Below are 21575 nucleotides of genomic sequence, written 5' to 3'. Positions count from 1 at the left end.
GTGAAAATTTTGCCTAGCTGCGCCTGTCTGTCGATGGCGCTCTTGTTGTGCGGGTGTAACCCGTTGATGAGAGCGTCGTGGTACACCCTCGAAACGTCCGTCACCGGCCCGGCCTCCATCAACGTGACCCGCGCCCAGGTCGACGCGGTGCCGTATCCGCAGATCCTGGTCACCACCGCCGTCAGCGAAGGGGTGATGGCCATGCCCCGTCGTCGGGGCGACCTGGAGTTCTGGGTCGCCTCCGGCAAGCAAGTGCTGATGATGCGCAACGGCCTGGTGGTGCGCACCGTCGGGCTGGGGGTTTCCCTGGATGGCACCCGCTTCAGTGGCGAGTCGCCGTTCAAACGCGGCCTCCAGCATCTGCCCGATGGCTATGCCAGCACCCGCTGGATCGACCTCTATGACGGCAACCGAATCGGTCTTGCGGTCAACAGCCGTTTCAGCCCCCACGGTATCGAGATCCTCCGCATTCTGGACAAGGATTACGCCTTGCTGCGCATCGACGAACAGGTGGATGTGCCCACCTTGAATTTCCGCGCCACCAACCGTTACTGGATCGATCCGCTGGATGGTTTCATCTGGCGCAGCGAGCAGCACCTGACGCCCCGGCTGGTGTTGAAAATCGTGCAGTTGCGCCCTGATCGGGGGGCCGTCCGGTGAAGTGTTCGACCCTTTTATGCCTTGGGCTGCTGTTGATCGGCCCAGGCGTTGGCCAGGCGGCCGTCACCGTCAGCGGTGATGTGCGCAGCCCCGGCCCATTCGACATCAAGCCCGGTGCGCGCTTGCTGGACGTGATTCGCGAGGCCCAGCCCAATGCCGAAAGCTACTGGTTGGGCGCCGCGTGGCTGCACCGGTCGCAGGCAGGCAAGCAGGCGCGTTTGAAGGCGGGCGTGTTGTTCGACCTGAAACTGCTGCAACGAGGGGCCTTGCTGGATAACAAGCACACGCGGGCGGACTTGAGTGCGCGTCTGTACCGGCAGGTCGAGCAGTTGCCCGTCACCGGCCGCCAGGTGACCGTGCTGGACCCGATCGCCGTGGAGGCGGGGTTCGCCCGCAACGCGTTGCTCGATGAGGGCGACCAGCTTTTTTACCCCGCAAGACCCTCCACCGTTGAGGTACTGGGGGCGGTCGCGCAGCCCTGCAATGTGGCGTACCAGGCGATGAGGGAAATCCGGGATTACGTCCGCGACTGCACTGTCCTCGACGACGCCGAGAGCGATGACCTGTGGCTGATCCAGCCCGACGGCCAGGTACGACGTGTGGGCGTGGCGGCCTGGAATCGGGAGGAGGGTGTCGTGGCCGCTCCCGGCAGCCGGATCCTGGTGCCGCTGCGCAGCGATGATCTTGAGACGCCGACCCCTGATCTCAACCAACAACTGGCCGAGTTTTTCGCCACTCAACCGTTGGCTGAGGTGAACCCTTGAATTTACGTTTTGCAGCTGTATTGCTTTTGCCCTGTGGGCTGGTTCACGGTGAGCCCCGTTACACCCAAAATGATTTTGGCGGCGTGGGCCTGCTACAGACTCCCACCGCACGCATGGCCCCGGCGGGCGAGCTGAGCGCCAACGCCAACCGGACCGATCCTTACTCGCGCTACAGCTTTTCCTTGCAGCCGTTCGACTGGCTGGAGGGCTCGTTTCGCTACACCGCCATCAGCAACCGCAAGTACGGTGCCGAGGCGTTGAGCGGAAGCCAGAGCTTCAAAGACAAAGCCATCGACTTCAAGGCACGGCTCTGGGAAGAAAGCCACTGGGCGCCGCAAGTGGCCTTCGGCGCCCGGGACATCGGCGGTACCGGATTGTTTTCCAGCGAATACTTCGTCGCCAACAAGCGCTATGCCAACCTGGATTTCAGCCTCGGCATTGCCTGGGGCTACCTGGGCAATCGCGGGGACTTCAGCAACCCGCTGTCGGTGTTCGGCAGCAAGTTCAACGACCGGCCCAAGAGCACCGCAGTCGTCGCCAGGGCAGGGGACGTGAACTCCAACGCCTACTTCAGGGGCCGTCCTTCGTTGTTTGGCGGGATCGCCTATCAAACGCCGTGGGAACCCCTGAGCCTGAAGCTCGAATACGAGGGCAACGACTACAAGCACGAACCGTTGGACAACCCGATCAAGCAGGACTCGCCAGTCAATATCGGTGTGGTCTACAAGCTGGCCGACAGCGTTGACCTGAGTGCGGCCTGGGAGCGCGGAAACACCGCGATGTTCGGCATCACCCTGCACACCAACTTTGTCAGCCGCAAGGCACCGGTCAAGACCTATGACCCGCCCGCCGAACCGTTGCCCGCACGCATGCCGACCACGCCGCCCGACCAGGTCAACTGGGCCAGTGTCGCCGATCGGCTGCAGCAGAATGCCGGCTACAAGGTGGAACGCATTGCCCAGCGCGGCTCGGAATTGATGGTGTATGGCGAGCAGCAGCGCTACTTCTACTCAGCCAAGGCCGTCGGGCGCGCCAGCCGTATTCTCGACAACAGCGCCAATCAGGACATCGATTGGTTCACCCTGGTGAACAAGCGTTATGACATGCCCATCGAAGAAACCAGCGTACCCCGCGACACCTTCCGCGCGGTGGTGAACAACGAGCAGCCGTTGACGGATCTGCACCGTGCCACCGAGGTCAATCCGGCGATTGCTCATCGGGAAACCACGCTTTACACCGGCAAGCAGGCGCCGTTCAGCTACGGCCTGGGCCTGGGTTACAAACAGAACATCGGCGGCCCCAACGGCTTGCTGTATCAGTTCACCGCCGATGCCGACGCGGAGTACCGGTTTACCCGCAACACCTGGTGGAGCGGTTTGCTCAGCGCCAACCTGCTGAACAACTACGACAAGTTCACCTACGACGCACCCAGCGGGTTGCCGCGGGTGCGCACCGACCTGCGCCAATACATGACGACGTCGGATGTGACGATGCCAAACTTCCAGTTCAACCATGCGGCGCGGCTGGACCGGGACCTGTATGGCATGGTCTACGGTGGTTATCTGGAGTCCATGTACGCCGGGGTGGGCGGCGAAGTGTTGTTTCGGCCGGCGGGCAAGCACTGGTCGGTGGGTGCAGACCTGAACGTCGTGCGCCAGCGTGATTTCAATCAGGGCTTCGGCCTGCGTGATTACCAGACCATCACCGGGCATGTCACCAGCTACACAGAGCTGCCCTATGACACCTTGGCGGCAGTCAGTGTGGGCCGTTATCTGGCGCGGGACTGGGGCACCACCGTCGACATCTCCCGGCAGTTCAAGAACGGCGTGAAATTTGGTGGCTGGGTGACACTGACCACCGCCTCGAAAGAAGAGTACGGCGAGGGCAGCTTCGACAAAGGGATCTACATTTCCGTCCCGTTCGACGAGTTGATGAGCACCTCGACGATGCGTCGGGCCAACGTCGTCTGGGCACCCCTGACCCGCGACGGCGGCGCGCGCCTGAACCGTGCTTACTCGCTGCAGACGATGACCGATGGGCGTGACAGCGAGCTGTTCTACAACAACTTCGAGAAGATCACTGAGTGACGGCGCGGCATTTGCCGACAAGGTTGTTCACTGCCTGGTGCTGAATGCGCCAGGCAGTGAGAAGGCCTTGGCAACACAACGCCAGGTGCAATGCCGGCGAGCAACATTTCCCTGACTTCCCCTCTGTGAACCCTCTACGAATGGCGTGGGCCTGGACGCCCAGGCGTCGCTGTGGGCGTTATCTTTACGGCCGATAGGGGAGAGTGGCGGGGAGCGAAGACGACGCCCCTGAGGGCGTCTGGTGCCCCGCGTCGCCGTTGCAGCGACACGGGGAAGGGAGGGTCAATAGATGTCTTTGGACAGCAGGGTAAACGGGGTCTTGAAGAGGATCTTGATGTCGAGCCACAGCGACCAGTTGTTGATATAGCTCAGGTCGATATCGACGCGTTTTTGCATCTTCTCCAGGGTCTCGGTTTCGCCACGGCAGCCGTTGACTTGCGCCAGGCCGGTGATGCCGGGCTTGATGCGATGCCGCGCCATGTAGGCGCGAATCTTGCCCGAGTAGTAGTCATTGTGGGCCACGGCATGGGGGCGCGGACCCACCAGTGCCATATGCCCCTGCAACACGTTGAACAGCTGCGGCAACTCGTCGATGGAGGTGCGCCGGATAAAGCGCCCTACGCCGGTAATGCGCGAGTCGTTGCGGCTTGCCTGGCGCACTTCGTGGTCGTCATGCACGCGCATCGAGCGGAACTTCCAGACCTTGATCACCTCGCCATTCCAACCGTGACGGTCCTGCTTGAAGATCACCGGGCCGGGGGAGGTGAGTTTGATCAGCAGGGCGAACAGCAGCAGCAACGGGCTGAGCAGCACAATCGCCAACAGCGCCAGGCTCTTGTCCAGCAGCGACTTGCTCAGTGCCGCGGTCGGGCGACTGGTCAGCGGGCTCTCATTGAGGAAGATTGCCGGCAAGCCATCCACCTCGGCCACGCTGTGGTTGAGCAGCAGCATGTTGTTGAGGTCGGGCACCCAGATCACGTCCACGCTGATCTCCAGCAGGTTGAGGTACAGCGCCTCGATATGCGTGGCTTCCTGGAGCGAATGAGTGATGTACAGCCGGCGAATTCCGTGTTGCCTGATCAGTGCGGGAAGGTCCGGCAAATCGCCGAGAATTTGAGGTTGAGCGCTGGTCTGGGGCACGGTACTGGCCGGACCTACGAGGCCAACTAACGGCGAACGTTTTTGCCTGGCAAGAGTGTTGGCCAAGTCGGTTGCAAGTTTTCCGGTGCCAATAATCAGCGATTTCTGACGTTCGTGAAGTTGTCGATGGTAGTGGCGGGAGAGACTGTGAATGGGGATGTAGCAAAGTGCTAGTAGTGGATAGCTGACGGCGGCCCAGAGTAGCAGGGTTTCCAGAGGAAACAGCGAGCTGGCATTACAGGCCATACCGACCACAGTCAATATCCCAAGGGTCAATAACCAGCCTGTAAATAATCGTCCCAGCCCTACAAAAAAATCATCCTTTTTGCTATAGACATCACATAACATGTAGGCCGGGATAGAGGCCAGTATTGTAATGGCTGCCAATATCCGGTAGTGGGCTTCCAATTGTCCGGTCTTGAACAGTACCAGTGAAAACAAAAGTACAACGACCACACTCAAGGCAATAGCCCACTGCCCCCAGAAGGTGAGACCTTTGGGTGTAAGGTTACGATGCATTCTTCTGTTGTTAAGCATACTTCTGCTCCCTGTGGTATCCACTCACGTGCTGGCAGGTTAAAGCGAGGCGTGGTTTTAATGACTATCAAATGGCAGGCGCACGCGTAGGCGTGCGTATTGATAGTAATAAATGGCAGGGAGCAATGGCTGACGACTTATAACGCGGGCATGTTGTTATAAAATGGCAGATAGAAAAGGATTTTAATAGGCAGGGTGAATTGTAATTTTTATGAAATAATTATTGTTCGGCGACGCTGTTGCGACTGCTCAAAGGGCTTTTTATTTTTTGTGTGAGGCAGTAGCCGCGGTTGCGTACCGCTCGGAACAGGCGCTCGCCATCATTGACGCGCTTGAACTTGTCCTGCAGTCGGCTGAGGCACATTTCGAGCCCGCGATAGAGGTCGGGTTCGCGCCCGATGTTCCGGATAAGTTCTTCTTTGCTCACCACACGTTCTTCATGGTGCAACATCTTCTTGATCAGTGCCGACTCAATAGTCGTCAAGGAAATACGCAGTCCGCCTTTGACCAGTGCCCGGTCTTGTTGGGTCAATAACCACACATCCGGGGTGCGCAAGGCGGGGGTTGAATTAACAACTTCCGCGGGGGTGTTATTAAGATCGGGGCCGCCGGGTTCTGATTTGAGTACGGCAATTTTCGGGTTTTTGGAAGCGTCGTAAAGTTGTCGGGTTAGTCGGTTATTGGCCTCATAGAGTCTTTTGGCGGCCACATAATTGCTGAGCCATAGATTGAAATTCTGCTCACTGGTCACGGCGTAGGAACTGGCCGAGGACTCCGCTGTTTTCTCAGCGGTTTCTACCAGCGGGCCGCTGTCGACGTCGTAATGTAAAAATGCCACATTGGGCGTGAAATCATGCAGCGCAATTGACGGGTACGTGGATGTAAATGTGTGTTTCTTGAGAGAACTCATGGCATTCACCGATTCCAGGAAAGTACGGGGGTTCATAAACTATCCGCAGGGGAGAAGTAGGGGCCCTGAAAATAGTCAAAAGGCAAGCGTCTGGCGAGAAGTGCGCTGTCGGCATACTCGACGTTGTCGGCGATGAACGAGACCCGGGTGGTGCTCATCAGCCCCAGCATCTGGTCGTAAAGCCGGTCGAACAGGCCTGAGCGCGTGTTCAGACTGAGCCTGAGGGCCGAGTCTGGAAAGGGCATTTTTATATAGTCATAAAGACTCAAGTCGATCAGCAGGTCGGTGTTTTTTGTATGTAATGTGTAATTGTTATAGGCAAGCTTGATAGTGCTGCGGTCTTTCAGGCTATACAGTTGGCGGATCATGTTTCTACGCTCCACCGGGCCGGGGAGAGTATCCAGTGTATTTTCAACGCTGACAATAAGTTGTTGTTTGTGTTTTTCCAGTATGGCCGACGTATTGATGATTTCCTTGAGCAGGTCTTCATTCATCAATAAGGATTGCTCGACCCGGAAAAACTTGTGGAGCCCCGGGCTTTTGTCCACACGCAAACGTTTTCCTTCTCGGGCAAATGAGTTGGGCTTTGTGTGTTGCAGGGCTTCACTGTAGGCGTACTTAAGTTGCTCGGAATAAAAGGGGCGCACATCATCGGGCAAGGTGTCGAGAGCGTGCTCGGCATGAACCCGAATTTCACTGCCCCATAAGGTGCAACTTCGTTCAAGTATCGCCTGGCGCGAAAACTTGAAGTCGGCGGACGCTGCAAGCAATAGATTTCCGCTATTCACGGTTTGGCCGCTCCTTGACGGGTTGGACATGATTCACCGAAGCAAGGCCTCTGCTAAGTTTGTAGCCGTAACCCCGAATACTTTGAATTATATTGCTTCCATAGTGCGATTTTATTTTGCCGCGCAAACGACTGATCGATTTTTCGAGCGCCCGCGAATCATAAAATCGGGCGTTAAGTCCCATGACAACTGCAATTTCATCGTGGCTGAGCAATCGATTATGAATGAGGGCTTCCAGTACTTTCATTTCGACGAAGGAGACTTCCAGCTTTTTGCCGCCGCCGTAGATGCACATGCGGTCCTGGTCGAGTAGCAAATCAGTATTACTTAGCCAGTATGTCTCGCTGAGAAACGCGGCGAAGAGCGCAAGTTTTTTTTCGGGCGAGCTCTCGACGACCTTTATGCAGTAGTCGGCGCCTGCGAGATAATATTTGGTTTTGCTTAGTGTGGTGGCGAAGGTGACAACCAGAAAAATGGTGCTGCCGGGGTTCTCGGATCTGGTTTTCTTTATGATGTCCAGCGTTTGGGTGCTGGCAGAGGGGGTGTCAATCTCTATGATGATGGCACGGTAATGTCCATGGCTTTCATAGGGACCAATTAGTTGGCCGTAGGAGCGTGTATCGACTTTTAGATTTTTCGGTACAGTACGAACTATAAGCTCGCTGAAGTCCTCGGATTTCGATGGGGTCCGTGCAATAGCGAGGACGTTGGAAAAATGCATCACGTTGCTCCCTTTTCCGGCATGCGAGGCCGTCAATTCAATCGCTGCAGGCGTTTAGATGTTAATCGAATTGAATACGCCAAAACGTGACAAATTTTAACATTCGGCACTTTATTTACGGGGGGTAAGGCGGTTTGCTGGCGGGTGTTGAAAGCGGATTTCTGGACGGGAGTACTCATATGCTAGTGCAAATTTTTTAGTGTGCGATAAGTATTTTAGGCTGGCTTGATTTTTTTGGCTGGAATGATTTAACCGTTCTAGTCCTTAAGCTCTAAAAATGCTTATACCTGACTATTTATAATAATCCAGCAAGGCGATAGCGGGCGTTGTGTGCTCGGATGTGCCCGCGCGGTCTGCCAGGTAGCGCGCCGGAGGTTTGCCGATGGCCTTGCGGAACATGGTGATAAAGCCGCTGGCGTTCTCATAGCCCAGGTCCAGCGCTACCCTCTGCACACTTTCGCCTTTGGCCAGGCGCTGCAGCGACAGGATCACATGCAACTGCCGGCGCCAGCGCCCGAAACTCAGGCCGATCTCCTCCAGCAACAGGCGCGTCATGCTGCGTTCGCTCATGCCGATACGCACCGCCCATTCGCCGAGGGTGGCCTTGTCGCCGGGGTTGGCCAACAAACTGTCGGCCAGGCGTCTCAACCTTGGGTCCTGGGGCATGGGCAGGTGCAGCGCCTCGACCGGGGCCAGCGCGAGTTCGTCCAGCAGCGTGGCCACCAACCGGCCTTGCGCGCCCTCGGTGTCATACAGCGGCGGGAAGCTCACGGCCTTGCTGATCAACTCGTGTAACAACGGCGACACGGCCAGCGTGCAGCATTGCCGGGGCAGGGCACTGGCGGCATCGGGGTCTACCAGCAGGCAGTAGACATCCGCAGGTCCCGAACCGCGTGCCGCATGGGAGAGGCCACCCGGAATCCACAGCGCGCATTGGGGCGGCACGATCCAGATACCTTCTTCGATGACGCAATGAATCACCCCGCGCAACGTGTACATCAACTGACCCTTGCGGTGCTGGTGCGGCGTGTGTTCCCAGCTGGCGGAAGTGCTTGAGGCGCTCACCGCTACCACGGCTCGGGGAATCGCATCGGCCATGGCCGGGCGCAGCGGGTCACGGGTTTCGAGGCGGTGGGTATACATGGCGGAGGTACGTCTTGGCTGGAATGCGAAACATTCTGGCTATTCTGTGCAATGGCGTCCAGTGATGGCATGGCTATTATGAGAAACATTCTCGTTAAAGGAGCTTCCCATGCAACTCGACAGTGCAATGTTCCCCGTGGTGAAAATCGTCTTCGACGCCCCGAGCGACACGCCCCCGCAAGACACCTTTGTCGCGTTCGAGGCCTTGCTGCGGCGCGAGGAACCCTTCGTTTTGCTTCACGAAAAAGCCGTGGATGAAAGCGCTCACGAGCACTCCCACGAAGAGCGCAAACAAGCCTCGATCTGGATGAAGAAGAACAAGGTGGCCTTGCGCGCGTTCGTCAAAGGCATGATTCAGGTGGAGCCCAGCTCGGCCAAGCGCCTGGCGCTCAAGCCGTTTGCGGTGATGTTTGGCAAAGCGTGGGGCTACCCGCTGCTGGTGGTGGAATCCCGGGATCAAGCCTGGGCTTTGGCGCGGGACGTGCTGGACACCCAGGTGTCGGACGTGGCGCACTATTGAGTGTTGGGCGCTGCCGTACTGCCACGCAAGGTGAGTTCGAACGGCAACACCACCTGGCGTTCCTGCAGCGGGGTTTTCTCGATCAGGGCGATGAGCATCTCGACCGCCTTGCGCCCGAAGGTTTCGGCTGGCTGGGCGATGGTGGTCAGCGGCGGGTCGCAATAGGCGGCGAAGGGGATGTCATCAAAGCCCACCAGGGAAATATCCTGGGGCACGCGCAGGCCCTGTTGCTTGATGCGCTTCAAGGCGCCGATGGCCATTTCGTCGTTCTCGCAGAACAGCGCGGTGGGGCGCTCGGGCAGGGCAAGCATGCTGCCTGCGCCTTCGAAACCGGCGTGCAGGGTGAAGTCGCCGTGGCAGATAAGCGCCGGGTCGCGGGGGATGCCGGCCGCGAGCAAGGCATCTTCATAACCGGCCACGCGGTCACGGGTCAGCGGGCTGCTTTTCGGGCCTTTGATCAAGCCAATGCGGCGGTGGCCGAGGTCGATCAAATGTTGGGTCATGGCCTGGGCTGCGCCACGGTTGTCGAGGCTGATGGTGGGATGGCGACCGTCCTGGATCACCTCACAGGCGTTCACCAGTGGCGGTGAGTCGCTGCAGTCGCTGAACGGGTCAGAGGCCCGCAACTGAATCACCCCATCGGCCTGATGGGCGTGGACCAGTTCGGCGAACTGCTTTTCGATTTCAGCCTGGCCCCGGGTGTCGCACAACAGCAACCGGTAACCCGATGCCTGCGCCGCCTGTTGTGCACCGCTGATGACCCGGGCGAAAAACGTGTTGGCAATCGCCGGTACCAGGATCACCAGGTTACCGGTGCGCCGCGAACGAAATTGCACCGCCATGCGGTTCGGCCGGTAGCCGGTCTGTTCCACGGCGGCGTTGACCTTGTCGCGGGTCTCGGGGAGCACGCGTTCAGGGCTGGCCAGGGTCCTGGACACGGTGGCCACCGAGACCCCGGCCAAGCGGGCGACTTCGCGAATATTGGACAAGACAACCTCGTTATCAGAGCAGCAGCCGCCAAGTTTACCGCAGTCGGGGTTTGACACCGCGAGCAACTGGGCCTAAATTTCCGGCACGATGTAACCGGTTACATCATGATCCGTAATAGCCCAAAAAGAGAAGACTTGCGATGACGGCTGCAGTGCAAAAAATAAGAATGGGCTTTGTTGGCGGCGGCGCGGGCGCCTTCATCGGCCAGGCCCACCGCCAGGCGGCGGGGCTGGATGGCGGTTATGAACTGGTGTGCGGTGCCTTCAGCCGCGAGCCCGAGAACAACCGGAACACTGGCAGCGCCCTGGGCTTGCCCGCGTCCCGTTGCTACAGCGACTGGCAGCAGATGCTGACGGCGGAACAGGCACTGCCGGCCGATCAGCGCATGCAACTGCTGGTGATCGTCACCCCCAATCATCTGCATGCTCCCATCGCAACCCTGGCGTTGCAGGCTGGCTTTCACGTGTTCAGCGAGAAGCCTGCCGCGTTGAATCTCGCCGAGGTGCAGGCGTTGGCAACCGTCGTCAACACCAGTCCCGGACGCTACGGGTTGGCACATACCTACCTGGGCTACCCGATGGTGTGGCAAGCACGTGAGATGGTGCGCAGCGGTGTCATCGGCCCCCTGCGCAAAGTCATCGTCGAATACCCGCAGGGTTGGCTCAGCCAGGACGTGGCCGGGGAGGGCAATAAGCAGGCTGACTGGCGGAGCCGGCCCGAGCTGTCGGGGCTGGGTGGATGTATCGGCGACATCGGCACCCACGCCTTTTCCCTCGCGGAGTTCGTCGCCGACCAACCGATCGAACAGCTCTGCGCCAGCCTGGGCACTCACGTACCCGGCCGCCAACTCGATGACGATGCCGCGATGCTGTTCAAGATGGCCTCCGGCGCGAGTGGTGTGTTGATCGCCAGCCAAGTGTGTGCCGGTGAAGAGAACCCGCTGAAGATCCGCCTCTATGGCGACAAGGGCGGCCTTGAATGGCGCCAGGAAGAACCCGCCAGCCTGATCCATCGCTCCCTCGATCAACCCCTGCGCATCCTGCGTTCCGGCGTCGGCCAGCCCTGGCTGTGCGACGCGGCCTTGCAACGCATGCGCCTGCCCGCCGGGCATCCCGAGGGTTACCTGGAGGCCATGGCCAACCTCTACCGCGACTTCGCCACAGCCATTCGCCAAGGCACTGAAGCCGTCGGCGTGCCCGGCATTGAAGTCGGCGTACGCGGCATGGCCTTTATCGAAGCCGTGATCGCCAACCATCGCGGCGACGCGAAGTGGACGACCCTGGCCAGCCACTTATGAAGGAGATCACACACATGCGCGGCCCCGGTATTTTTCTCGCCCAGTTCATCTCGGACGAAGCGCCTTTCGACACCCTGGCCAACATCGCCCAATGGGCGGCCTCCCAGGGCTACAAGGCAATCCAGTTGCCCACCCTTGGCACCCGCTACATCGACCTGGCCCGCGCCGCAGAAAGCCAGGCCTACTGCGATGAACTCAAGGCGACCTGCGCCCATGCCGGCGTCGAAATCAGCGAACTGTCGACCCACCTGCAAGGCCAGTTGGTGGCCGTGCATCCGGCCTTCGACACGCTCTTCGACGACTTCGCCCCGGCCCACCTGCGGGGCCAACCCCAGGCACGCACCGAGTGGGCCATCGAGCAATTGAAACTCGCCGCCCGCGCCAGCCAACGCCTTGGCTTAAGCGCACACGCGACCTTCTCCGGCGCGCTGCTCTGGCCCTACCTCTACCCGTGGCCACAACGCCCCGGCGGCCTGGTGGAACAAGGCTTCGCCGAGTTGGCCAAGCGCTGGCTGCCGATCCTCGATTGCTTCGAAGCCGCCGGTGTCGACCTGTGCTACGAAATCCACCCCGGTGAAGACCTGCACGACGGCGCCTCCTTCGAGCGCTTCCTCGAAGCCGTCGACCACCATCCCCGGGCCAACATCCTCTACGACCCCAGCCACCTGCTGTTGCAGCAAATGGACTACCTGGGCTTCATCGACCGCTACCACGCACGCATCCGCATGTTCCACGTCAAGGACGCCGAGTTCCGCCCCGATGCACGCTCCGGCGTGTATGGCGGTTATCAAGGCTGGGTCGACCGCCCCGGGCGTTTCCGCTCGTTGGGCGATGGCCAGATCGACTTCAAATCGATCTTCAGCAAGCTCACCCAATACGATTTCAGCGGCTGGGCCGTGCTGGAGTGGGAGTGCTGCCTGAAGGACGCGCAACAAGGCGCGGCGGAAGGGGCGGCGTTCATCCAGCAGCACATGATCCGCAAGACCACCAAGGCGTTCGATGACTTTGCCGGCGTGACGTCCGACGAACACTCCAACCGACGGCTGCTGGGCCTGCCCGACGCCTGAACACCGCTTCGCTTACCAAAATAACAATAAACCGGTGACCACAATGAAAGCGCGACTGAGCGTCATGATGTTCCTGCAGTTCTTTATCTGGGGCGGCTGGTTCGTCACCCTGGGCACCTTCCTCGCCAGCAACCTGGGGGCCAGTGGCGGGCAAATCGGCATGGCGTTTTCCACCCAGTCCTGGGGGGCGATCATCGCGCCGTTTATCATCGGCCTGATCGCCGACCGCTACTTCAACGCCGAGCGCATCCTGGCGGTGCTGCACCTGATCGGCGCAGTACTGCTGTACCAGCTGTACCGCGCGCCGGACTTTGTCGGCTTTTATCCCTACGTGCTGGCGTACATGGTCATCTACATGCCGACCCTGGCACTGGTGAACTCGGTGGCGTTCCGGCAAATGAGCGACCCGGCCCAGGAATTTTCCCGCATCCGTGTGTGGGGCACCTTGGGCTGGATCGTCGCGGGGTTGGTGATCAGCTTTGTGTTCGCCTGGGATTCCCAGCAGTCGATCACCACCGGCGCGTTGCGCAACACCTTCCTGATGTCTGCCATCGCGTCACTGGTGCTGGGTTTCTACAGCTTCACCTTGCCGCCTACCGCTCCGTTGAAAGCCGAGGCGGGCAGTGGTGGTGTCAAGCAACTGCTGGGGCTGGATGCGCTGGGTTTGCTCAAGGATCGCAGCTACCTGGTGTTCTTCATCGCCTCGATCCTTATCTGTATTCCCCTGGCGTTCTACTACCAGAACGCCAACCCGTTTCTCGCGGAAATCGGCGTGACCAACCCCACGGCAAAAATGGCCATCGGGCAAGTGTCCGAGGTGCTGTTCATGCTGCTGTTGCCGCTGTTCATCCAGCGCTTCGGCATCAAGGTCGCGCTGCTGGTGGGCATGCTGGCCTGGGCGCTGCGCTATGCGCTGTTCGCCTACGGCAACAACGGCGAACTGGCCTTCATGCTGTTTGCCGGGATCGCGCTGCATGGCATCTGCTATGACTTCTTCTTTGTCTCGGGGCAGATTTACACCGACGCCAAGGCCCCGGAGCGCTTCAGGAGTTCGGCCCAGGGGTTGATTACCCTGGCGACCTACGGCGTGGGAATGTTGATCGGGTTCTGGGTAGCAGGGCAGGTGACAGACCACTACGCAGCGGCGGGTGGCAGCCATGACTGGCGCAGCATCTGGCTGTTTCCTGCGGGTTTTGCGTTGCTGATCTTTTTTTGTTTTTCGGTGGCGTTCAAGGGGCGGGAGCGGGTGGCGGGCTGACTGAGTACGATGTCCAGGCCAGCCTAAATCAAAGGTGGGAGCTGGCTTGCCTGCGATAGCATCACCTCGGTGCAACTGATACATCGAGGTGTCTGCATCGCAGGCAAGCCAGCTCCCACACTGATTCTCTTCGCCTGTTTGAGCGTATTGTTGGCCGGTGTGGAACTCAGGCTTTACCTGGGCTCTTGAATAGATCAAGCATCAGCAACAACGCACCCAAGGTGATCGCGATATCGGCGAGATTGAACACACCCGTATGCAGCGGGCCGACATTCACCACCAGATAATCGACGACATGGCCGTCACGAAAAACCCGGTCAATCAGGTTCCCGGCGCCGCCCAGGGCAATCAGGAAAAGGGGGGCGGCCTTGCGCAGGGAGTGGTTCCAGTGCGTCCAGGCCCAATAACCCGCCCAGCACACCACGGCGGCCACGCCGACGATAAAGATCAGTTGCTTGACCTGGGTTGGCAGGCTGGCGCCCAAGCTGAGGAACGCACCCGGGTTCAAGCTCAACTCCAGGGCCATGTTGACCGGGCTTGAGCCGAACCGGAACGTGGTGGCTTGCAGCGAAAACAGCGCCAGCAGTTTGATCAACTGGTCTAAGGCAATAAAAGCAATGCCGAGCAGCACGGCAAAGCTTCTTCCTCTCAGGGCGTCCTGCATCTTCAACGTTCCACTCCTTCTTTTTTTCGCCTGAACCGGCGGCGGCCAGAAGATATCGCACGGCCTGCGCAGCGTCCATCGTTGCACCAACATCCAGCCTGGCCCTGGCGTTTCAGGTATCCTCCGCGCCCGCCAATCACTATTTTCCAAACCATGCCCGAACAAAACATGCAGGCCCTGTTGGAGTCGATCCTCGACGAAGTCCGTCCACTGATCGGCCTCGGCAAAGTCGCCGACTACATCCCCGCACTCGCCGATGTGCCGGCGCAGCAACTGGGCATTGCCGTGTACGGTAATGACGGCTCGTCCTACTGTGCGGGCGATGCTCACACGTTGTTCTCCGTACAGAGCATCTCCAAGGTATTCAGCCTGGTGCAGGCCATCGACCATGGCGGCGAAAGCATCTGGGAACGCCTGGGTCACGAACCCTCGGGACAGCCGTTCAACTCCATGGTGCAGTTGGAGTTTGAGCGTGGGCGGCCACGCAACCCGTTTATCAACGCCGGTGCGCTGGTGATCTGCGACATCAACCAGTCGCGCTTTGCCGTGCCGATCCTGTCCATGCGCGACTTCGTGCGGCGGCTGTCGGGCAACCCACAGATCCTGGTCAACAGTGTCGTGGCCGAATCCGAAGCCCAGCACGGCGCGCGCAATGCGGCCATGGCGTACCTGATGAAGTCGTTCGGCAACTTCCACAACGATGTGGACGCGGTGCTGCACAGCTACTTCAACTACTGCGCGTTGCAGATGAGCTGCCTGGACCTGGCCAAGGCGTTTTGCTTCCTGGCGAATGAAGGCGTATGCACCCACAGCGGTGAGCAGATTCTGACCGCGCGGCAAACCAAGCAGGTGAACTCGATCATGGCCACCAGCGGGCTGTATGACGAGGCGGGGAATTTTGCGTATCGCGTCGGGTTGCCGGGCAAGAGCGGGGTAGGCGGCGGAATTCTCGCGGTGGTGCCGGGGCAGTTCACGGTGTGCGTGTGGTCGCCGGAGTTGAATGCGGCAGGCAATTCGTTGGCGGGGATGAAGGCGTTGGAGTTGTTGAGTGAGCGGATTGGGTGGTCGGTGTTTTGACTGCGAAAATGAACAAAAACGAAGGCATGATTTTTCCACGTTATGGTAATAGACATTTATTGTCTATTTTAACTGAGTTAAGGTATGATGGCCTATTGCCTTTACTTGGGCGAGCCGCAGAATAACAATGCGCGCTGGGACGTAGATACACATCCCCCTATCTTTGATAATGGACTTTGTAGTCAAAAGGAGAGTTGGTTTTGAAAAACTATTTAAAGTGTGTGTCAGTCTTTGGTTTTATTTTGCTTGGCGGTTGCGCCGCACAGCAAGTACCTATCGTCGCAGTATCAAGCTTTAAAGATTCAAACGGGATTTTTCCTTCCGCTAATGTGACTCGGGAGCCACGGATCGCGACGGTGAAAGGCGCTGAGCAGGAAAGTTTCAAGTCTTCTGTTGCAAGTGTTCGCGTTTGTAATAAAGAAAGAACAGAGTGCGAAATTGGAAAAGCTAAGTTTGACAGTAATGTCACGGTTACTAGTCTCGGACAAAAAACTGCTATCGTAAATGTGGATTTTGATTACGATATTGGTGATAAGCAAGTAGTTGGCACAGCTAGCCCTCAAGGTGCAAGTGGTTATAAGACAGTTTGGACTGTTGATGGCGCTACACTGAATGGCCGAAAGGTTTTCTCAGAACGTGCGGAAATCGTCTACGGCACTTTCCATCACTTCAGCCTTCCCTATGGAGCTGAATTTGTTTTATGTGTTGCTAAACCGGGACCTAAAACTCTCAACCTTGATCCATGGGAATGCTTGCCTTAAGGCAAAGAGTTACTGCTAACCGTGCCCACGTTCGCGTGGGCACGGTTAGCGCAGTGAGTTTTATCTCGGCGCAGTTTCCGCGCATCGATCCAGCGCTTTGTCGACCAGCATCTGCACACCTTCCAGCATCCGGCAAATACCCAGCGCCACATTGCGTTGGGTACCGTCGACTTCGAAGGCCAGGTGAGCGGCGATGACATTGATCGACGCCAGGTCTTGCGAGGCATTGGCCAGCAAGGTTTCCGTGTCCAGGTCCTTACGCACGGTAAACAATCCATCGAACGGTAGCTCGGCGGGTTCAGGCGGTTGGGGTTGGGCGTCAGGTTTCAGATAGTGATGAATGGCGCGGTAAGCGGCTTCTTGAAGCCGGTCGGCATGATTTGGGGGATTTGGACTGTCTTTAATCATGGTGAAGCTCCTTTGTGAATGGAGCTGCCACTATTCGCGGTCAAACGATTAGGGTGGCAGCTATACGCGGGTTGACCGACCGGCCCAAAGAACAAAACCGGCATACCCGAAGGTATCCCGCGTACAGCTGCCGCGACACAATACATCAGGCGTAAAAAAAACGCCCAAGATCGGTTTTGGCGCAGTTGTTCTATGGTTGCGGACGGTCAAATCCGGCCGCTGAATGGGCAGCGACTGCGGGAGGTTAGTCAGCCCGAGTCCGACCGACAACCTGAAACAGTTGTCGGAAAAATCCGCGCAGGCCTCCCTGTCATTGAGGAGGGTGCTGATACTATCGACGCAATCACCCATCAGTCAGAGACGGTCCATGTTGCCCAATCGTGTCGTCCAGGCCGCCGCCAAGTCGGTGCTGCAGCAGCTCGTTACGCGAATCACCCCACATTCAACCGAAGCGTCCATCGCCGAAATGGCGGCGCAGATGCTTGCGGACTCCGGCTATCCGGATACCTGGTATTACGACTGCCCGGCCTTCGTATTACTGGGTTCACGCAGTGCGCTTTCTGTGTCGGGCCGCGACTATCGTCCCAGTGACGAAGCGGTCGGTTTGCACAATCTGATCACCGTGGATTTGAGCCCACGCTCCGGCACTGTGTGGGGCGATTGCGCGCGCTCTTTCTATGTGGAGGAGGGTGTGTGCCGATCGGTGCCGACGGGGGTGGAGTTCAGCAAGGGCTATGAAGTGGAGCACCGGTTACACGCCATGATGCGCACATTCGCCCGGCCCGGGACCACGTTCAACGACCTGCATGCGTTTGCCAATGACCTGATCGCATCCGAGGGTTTCGAGAACCTCGATTTCGCCGGCAACGTCGGCCACAGCATCTGCGAGCAGCGTGACCAAAGGCTCTACATCGAGGCGGGCAATCATCGGCGCCTGGAGGAGGTGACGTGCTTTACCTTCGAGCCGCATGTTCGCGAGCGGGGCGGTCGCTGGGGTTATAAGCACGAAAATATCTATTTCTTCGGCGACGAGGGTGAGGTCTGCGAGCTTTGACGAAGGCGCCGGTCTCCTGAGGAAACGCGGCGCCTTCGGGTTTTTCGCGAGCAAGCTCGCTCCTACAGGGATAGGCGGTCCAGCAGGCTGTACCACGCCACACCCGCACCGATGTAGAAGCGTTGCAAGCCATGCAGTGGCAACCGCTGCAAAGGCGTTACCGGGTACGCGAAGTCGGAACGGCTGTCACACAGGCGTCCCGCCAGTTGCTGGCCGAGGCTGGTGCACAGGGCTATCCCGCGTCCGTTACAGCCCAATGCCAGGGTCAAGCCGGGTGCGGGTTCGTGGACGTGGGGCATAAAGTCCCGGGTGATCGCGATCCGTCCCGCCCAGCGGTACTCGAAGTCCAGCTTGCCCAACTGCGGAAACAGCAACGCCAGCGAACGTTCCAGGTGCGCAAAATCCGCTGGCCCGGTGGGATCTTCGAACAACCCGCGCCCGCCCATCAACAGGCGACCGTGGACGTCCTTGCGAAAGTACAGCAGCAGCCGTTGGGCGGTTGAGACGGTTTCCTGCCCCGGCAAAATGCTCTCGGCCGCAGGCCCGCTCAAGGGCCGGGTAGCAACGATAAAGCTGTTGGCCGCCAGTACGCTCTGGGCCATGCCGGGCCACAAGTCGCCGCTGTAGCCGTTGGTGGCCAACACCACCTGGCCGGCCGACACCTGTGCACCGCTGGCGGTCTGTAACTTCCAGCCTGCGCCCGCCTGCTGCATCGCGGTTACCGCGCTCTGCCCGTGAATGCGCACGCCCGCCGCCTGCGCTGCACGCACCAGGCCGCGCGCATAGGCCAGCGGTTGAATGGCGCCAGCGCGGCCATCCAGCCAGCCGCCGGCAAACGCCTGGCTGCCCATCCGAGCTGACACCGCGCCGGCATCCAGGCGCTGCACCGGCACCCCGCGACGCTCCCATTGTTCGGCCCGGGCATGCAGGCCTGCCACGCCTTTTTCGGAATAGGACACCTGCATCCAGCCCTTGCGAGTGGGCGCACAGTCGATGCCATGGCGCTCGATCAGGTTGAACACCAGGTCGGCCGAGTTGGACACGGTATGGATCAGCGGCTCGGCGCGCTCGGCGCCGTACCTCTGCACCAGTTGATCCGGGTCGTATTTGAGTGTCGGGTTGACCTGCCCGCCATTGCGCCCGGACGCGCCCCAGCCGGGTTCGTTGGCTTCCAGCACGCACACGCTCACGCCGCGTTCCGCCAAGTGCAGGGCCGTGGACAAACCGGTGTAGCCGGCACCGACGATGGCCACGTCGACCTTGATGGATTCAGCCAGCGCGGGTGTCGGCGGTGCGGCGGGGGCTGTCGCTGCCCAGAGTGACTTCATGACAGGCTCCGGGTGTTGGCCGTCGGGTGCAGCACGCGGCGCAGGAAGTCCTGGGTACGCGGCTGTTGCGGGTTGCCCAGTACTTGCTCGGCGGGTCCGCTTTCCACGATGTAGCCGCCGTGCAGGAAGCACACGCGGTCGGCCACTTCGCGGGCAAAGCCCATTTCGTGGGTCACCACAATCATGGTCATGCCTTCATCGGCGAGGGTGCGCATCACTTCCAGCACATCGCCCACCAGTTCCGGGTCGAGGGCCGAGGTCGGTTCGTCGAACAGCATCGCATCGGGCTTCATCGCGAGGGCGCGGGCGATGGCGACGCGTTGCTGCTGGCCGCCCGAGAGTTGTTCCGGGTAGGCATCGGCCTTGGCCGACAGGCCGACTTTATCCAGCAGCGCCAGGGCTTCTTCCCGGGCCTGTTGCAGCGGTTCGCGTTTGACGTACACCGGACCTTCCATCACGTTTTCCAGCACGGTGCGATGGGGGAACAGGTTGAAGCGCTGGAACACCATGCCCATGCGGCTACGCAATGCATGTACGGTCTTGCTGCCACGTTGCACGGTTTCGCCGAACACGTTGATGGTGCCGCCGTCGTAGGCTTCCAGGGCGTTGATGCAGCGCAGCAGGGTGGACTTGCCCGAGCCCGACGGGCCGATCAGGCACACCACTTCGCCCTTGGCCACGTCCAGGTCGACGCCGTGCAGCACACGATGGGTGCCGTAGTGTTTTTGCAGTTGGCGAATCTCGATCATGCTTTTTTCCTCCGGCCCAGGTGCTGTTCCATGCGGCGCAGGCCATACACCAGCGGCAGGCTCATCAGCAGGTAGAGCAGGGCGACCAGGGTGTAGACGGTCATGTTCTGGAAGGTCGACGAGGCGATAAGCTGGCCCTGGCGCGTCATCTCGGCCACGGTGATGGTCGACACCAGCGAGGAGTCCTTGAGCATCATCACCAGGGTGTTGCCGTAGGGCGGCAGGGCGATGCGAAAGGCCTGGGGCAGGATCACCCGGCGCATCATCAGCACCGAGCGCATCCCTAAGGCTTCGGCGGCTTCACGCTGGCCTTGTTCGACCGCGATGATGCCGGTACGAAAGTTCTCCGCCTGGTACGCCGAATAGGCGATGCCCATGCCGATCACACCCGCCTGGAACGCGCTGAGGTGCACGCCCATGTCCGGCAGCACGAAGTAGATGTAGAACAGCTGCACGATGATCGGCAGGCCGCGAATCACGTTGATCACCGTGCTCGCCGCCCACGACAGCGCCTTGATCGGCGACAGCTTGAGCAACGCCAGCACCAGGCCGATGGCGCTGCTGAGCAGGAACGACAGCACGGTGATCTGGATCGTCACCCAGGCGCCCTGAAGCAGGATCGGCAGGAAGTCCCGGGCGTTCTGCAGGAATTCAGCCGGGTTCATGGCTGCACCTGGGCATCAAGCCCCCACTTCTTCAGGATCGCCTCCAGGGTGCCGTCAGCCTTGATGCTGGCGATGGCCTGGTTCAGGCGTGCGAGGGTTTCGCTGTCGCCCTTGCGCACCACCAGGCACACCTCGCCGACGTTGACCGGCTTGTAGTCGGCGGCGAGTTTCACGCCTTTGAACAGCTTCTGGCGGATCTGGTACGCCACCACCGGCTGGTCACCCACGGCGGCCTTGATGCGGCCCAGGCTCAGGTCCCGGACCATTTCACCGATGGAGTCGTAGGTGCGGATTTCCTTGAAGATACCCAGCTTGTTGAGCATGTCGTAGAAGATCGTGCCGGCCTGCACGCCCACTACTTGGTCCTTAAGCGAACTGAGGTCGGTATAGGTTGCGTTGTCGTCGGCACTCACGATCAGGCCTTCGCCGTAGGCGTACACCGGCGCGCTGAAGTCCACCACCTGGGCGCGCTCCGGGGTCTTGAGCATGCCGGCGGCGATGAAGTCGAGCTTGCCGGAGGTCAGCGAAGGAATCAGCGCGGCAAAGTTGGTCTGCTCGATTTCGCTGGTGAAACCACCGGCCTTGCCCACGGCATTGGCCACGTCGACCATCACGCCCTGGATGCTGTTGCTCTTGATGTCGAGGAAGGTAAACGGCGAGCCGCTGGCCGTTGCACCGACTTTGTACGAGGCTGCACCGGCGGCGTGCACGGTGGCCACGCAAAGGGTGGCGCAAAGACCGAAGGCGAGGCGGCGAAACAAGGGCGAAAGACTGTTCATCGGGTTACTCCAGAAGGAAAGCGGATCGTCAGTACCGCAAGCGGCTGGAGAGGAAACCGCAAGCTCTGTGCCATTTCGATTCAATAAAATCGTCTAGTGGTACAGAAAATCGACAAAATGAACATTTCGTATCGGTATGCGATTTTAAGTGGTCGAATTTCGCAGTTTGGTGTAGAAATATCGCCACGCTTGATCGACCTGACCGCGA

The 21575-nt window shown here is 59.6% G+C and carries 22 protein-coding genes; 10 read left to right on the top strand and 12 right to left on the bottom strand.

Features of this window, described 5'->3' with window-relative positions; genetic code table 11:
* From HKK54_RS30130 to HKK54_RS30120, 3 genes are read left to right on the top strand one after another with little or no spacing between them, the layout of a single operon-like run.
* Entirely contained in the window at positions 1 to 660 is a 660-nt protein-coding gene (locus HKK54_RS30130) for a YjbF family lipoprotein (RefSeq protein ID WP_272903008.1), read from the top strand.
* A complete protein-coding gene (locus HKK54_RS30125; RefSeq protein ID WP_169388847.1) occupies positions 657 to 1424 on the top strand; it encodes a capsule biosynthesis GfcC family protein in 768 nt (255 codons plus the stop codon). Before HKK54_RS30130 ends, HKK54_RS30125 begins: the two co-directional genes overlap by 4 nt.
* Positions 1421 to 3511, top strand: coding sequence for a YjbH domain-containing protein (locus HKK54_RS30120; protein ID WP_029615959.1), 2091 nt, complete (start codon positions 1421 to 1423; stop codon positions 3509 to 3511). Before HKK54_RS30125 ends, HKK54_RS30120 begins: the two co-directional genes overlap by 4 nt.
* A gap of 282 nt (positions 3512 to 3793) precedes the next feature.
* Here the strand turns inward: HKK54_RS30120 and HKK54_RS30115 are convergent, their stop codons facing one another.
* The 5 genes from HKK54_RS30115 to HKK54_RS30095 all read right to left on the bottom strand — a co-directional run bounded on the left by HKK54_RS30115 (position 3794) and on the right by HKK54_RS30095 (position 8750).
* Positions 3794 to 5188 (bottom strand): undecaprenyl-phosphate glucose phosphotransferase, encoded by a 1395-nt coding sequence (locus HKK54_RS30115; RefSeq protein ID WP_029615958.1) that lies wholly within the window; start codon positions 5186 to 5188, stop codon positions 3794 to 3796.
* A 220-nt stretch (positions 5189 to 5408) separates the two neighbouring features.
* Positions 5409 to 6098 (bottom strand): winged helix-turn-helix domain-containing protein, encoded by a 690-nt coding sequence (locus tag HKK54_RS30110; protein WP_169389395.1) that lies wholly within the window; start codon positions 6096 to 6098, stop codon positions 5409 to 5411.
* Positions 6099 to 6130: 32 nt separating this feature from the next.
* Entirely contained in the window at positions 6131 to 6886 is a 756-nt protein-coding gene (locus HKK54_RS30105) for a hypothetical protein (protein ID WP_010171903.1), read from the bottom strand.
* Positions 6879 to 7607, bottom strand: a complete 729-nt coding sequence (locus HKK54_RS30100) for a winged helix-turn-helix domain-containing protein (RefSeq protein WP_010171902.1) — start codon at positions 7605 to 7607, stop codon at positions 6879 to 6881. Before HKK54_RS30100 ends, HKK54_RS30105 begins: the two co-directional genes overlap by 8 nt.
* 291 nt (positions 7608 to 7898) lie before the next feature.
* On the bottom strand, positions 7899 to 8750 hold the full coding sequence (locus HKK54_RS30095; protein ID WP_169388846.1) for an AraC family transcriptional regulator: 852 nt from the start codon (positions 8748 to 8750) through the stop codon (positions 7899 to 7901).
* Positions 8751 to 8859: 109 nt separating this feature from the next.
* Here HKK54_RS30095 and HKK54_RS30090 point away from each other — a divergent pair, with 109 nt between their 5' ends.
* Positions 8860 to 9270, top strand: coding sequence for a hypothetical protein (locus HKK54_RS30090; protein WP_010171899.1), 411 nt, complete (start codon positions 8860 to 8862; stop codon positions 9268 to 9270).
* On the opposite strand, the gene HKK54_RS30085 is transcribed toward HKK54_RS30090, so the two are convergent.
* Positions 9264 to 10259, bottom strand: a complete 996-nt coding sequence (locus HKK54_RS30085; protein ID WP_169388845.1) for a LacI family DNA-binding transcriptional regulator — start codon at positions 10257 to 10259, stop codon at positions 9264 to 9266. The two genes, HKK54_RS30090 and HKK54_RS30085, sit on opposite strands and share 7 nt — an antisense overlap.
* Before the next feature lie 167 nt (positions 10260 to 10426).
* On the opposite strand from HKK54_RS30085, the gene HKK54_RS30080 reads away from it, so the two are divergent.
* The 3 genes from HKK54_RS30080 to HKK54_RS30070 are packed head-to-tail and all read left to right on the top strand — an operon-like array spanning position 10427 to position 13882.
* The gene (locus tag HKK54_RS30080; protein ID WP_178121046.1) at positions 10427 to 11557 is read left to right on the top strand and encodes a Gfo/Idh/MocA family protein; all 1131 of its coding nucleotides are present in this window, start codon (positions 10427 to 10429) and stop codon (positions 11555 to 11557) included.
* Between the two features lie 14 nt (positions 11558 to 11571).
* Positions 11572 to 12624 (top strand): sugar phosphate isomerase/epimerase family protein, encoded by a 1053-nt coding sequence (locus HKK54_RS30075; protein ID WP_169388843.1) that lies wholly within the window; start codon positions 11572 to 11574, stop codon positions 12622 to 12624.
* A 43-nt stretch (positions 12625 to 12667) separates the two neighbouring features.
* The gene (locus tag HKK54_RS30070; protein ID WP_178121007.1) at positions 12668 to 13882 is read left to right on the top strand and encodes a nucleoside permease; all 1215 of its coding nucleotides are present in this window, start codon (positions 12668 to 12670) and stop codon (positions 13880 to 13882) included.
* A 166-nt stretch (positions 13883 to 14048) separates the two neighbouring features.
* Here the strand turns inward: HKK54_RS30070 and HKK54_RS30065 are convergent, their stop codons facing one another.
* Positions 14049 to 14546, bottom strand: a complete 498-nt coding sequence (locus HKK54_RS30065) for a signal peptidase II (RefSeq protein WP_169389394.1) — start codon at positions 14544 to 14546, stop codon at positions 14049 to 14051.
* A gap of 168 nt (positions 14547 to 14714) precedes the next feature.
* Between HKK54_RS30065 and glsB the strand changes: the two genes are divergently transcribed.
* Positions 14715 to 15623: a glutaminase B gene (gene glsB / locus HKK54_RS30060; protein WP_003211397.1), complete on the top strand. Its 909-nt coding sequence runs from the start codon at positions 14715 to 14717 to the stop codon at positions 15621 to 15623.
* A 200-nt stretch (positions 15624 to 15823) separates the two neighbouring features.
* Positions 15824 to 16384 carry a hypothetical protein gene (locus HKK54_RS30055; RefSeq protein WP_141629516.1) on the top strand — a complete coding sequence of 187 codons (561 nt, stop codon included), beginning with the start codon at positions 15824 to 15826 and terminating at the stop codon, positions 16382 to 16384.
* A 60-nt stretch (positions 16385 to 16444) separates the two neighbouring features.
* On the opposite strand, the gene HKK54_RS30050 is transcribed toward HKK54_RS30055, so the two are convergent.
* Positions 16445 to 16792, bottom strand: a complete 348-nt coding sequence (locus tag HKK54_RS30050) for a DUF6124 family protein (RefSeq protein WP_169388841.1) — start codon at positions 16790 to 16792, stop codon at positions 16445 to 16447.
* 367 nt (positions 16793 to 17159) lie between these two features.
* On the opposite strand from HKK54_RS30050, the gene HKK54_RS30045 reads away from it, so the two are divergent.
* On the top strand, positions 17160 to 17846 hold the full coding sequence (locus HKK54_RS30045) for a M24 family metallopeptidase (protein WP_169388840.1): 687 nt from the start codon (positions 17160 to 17162) through the stop codon (positions 17844 to 17846).
* Between the two features lie 62 nt (positions 17847 to 17908).
* Here HKK54_RS30045 and HKK54_RS30040 read toward each other — a convergent pair whose 3' ends face one another.
* The 4 genes from HKK54_RS30040 to HKK54_RS30025 are packed head-to-tail and all read right to left on the bottom strand — an operon-like array spanning position 17909 to position 21367.
* Positions 17909 to 19174, bottom strand: coding sequence for an NAD(P)/FAD-dependent oxidoreductase (locus HKK54_RS30040; protein ID WP_169388839.1), 1266 nt, complete (start codon positions 19172 to 19174; stop codon positions 17909 to 17911).
* Positions 19171 to 19923 carry an amino acid ABC transporter ATP-binding protein gene (locus tag HKK54_RS30035; protein ID WP_010171879.1) on the bottom strand — a complete coding sequence of 251 codons (753 nt, stop codon included), beginning with the start codon at positions 19921 to 19923 and terminating at the stop codon, positions 19171 to 19173. The genes HKK54_RS30040 and HKK54_RS30035 overlap by 4 nt, the downstream gene beginning before the upstream one ends.
* Positions 19920 to 20588: an ectoine/hydroxyectoine ABC transporter permease subunit EhuD gene (ehuD, locus tag HKK54_RS30030; RefSeq protein ID WP_003211406.1), complete on the bottom strand. Its 669-nt coding sequence runs from the start codon at positions 20586 to 20588 to the stop codon at positions 19920 to 19922. Before ehuD ends, HKK54_RS30035 begins: the two co-directional genes overlap by 4 nt.
* Positions 20585 to 21367 (bottom strand): ABC transporter substrate-binding protein, encoded by a 783-nt coding sequence (locus HKK54_RS30025; RefSeq protein ID WP_010171875.1) that lies wholly within the window; start codon positions 21365 to 21367, stop codon positions 20585 to 20587. The genes ehuD and HKK54_RS30025 overlap by 4 nt, the downstream gene beginning before the upstream one ends.
* Between the last annotated feature and the right edge of the window lie 208 nt (positions 21368 to 21575).

Origin of the sequence: Pseudomonas sp. ADAK13, assembly GCF_012935715.1 — a bacterium.
Taxonomy (GTDB): Bacteria; Pseudomonadota; Gammaproteobacteria; order Pseudomonadales; family Pseudomonadaceae; genus Aquipseudomonas.
Note: the sequence above shows the minus strand (reverse complement) of the source record. Positions and strands in the feature narration are given on the sequence as shown.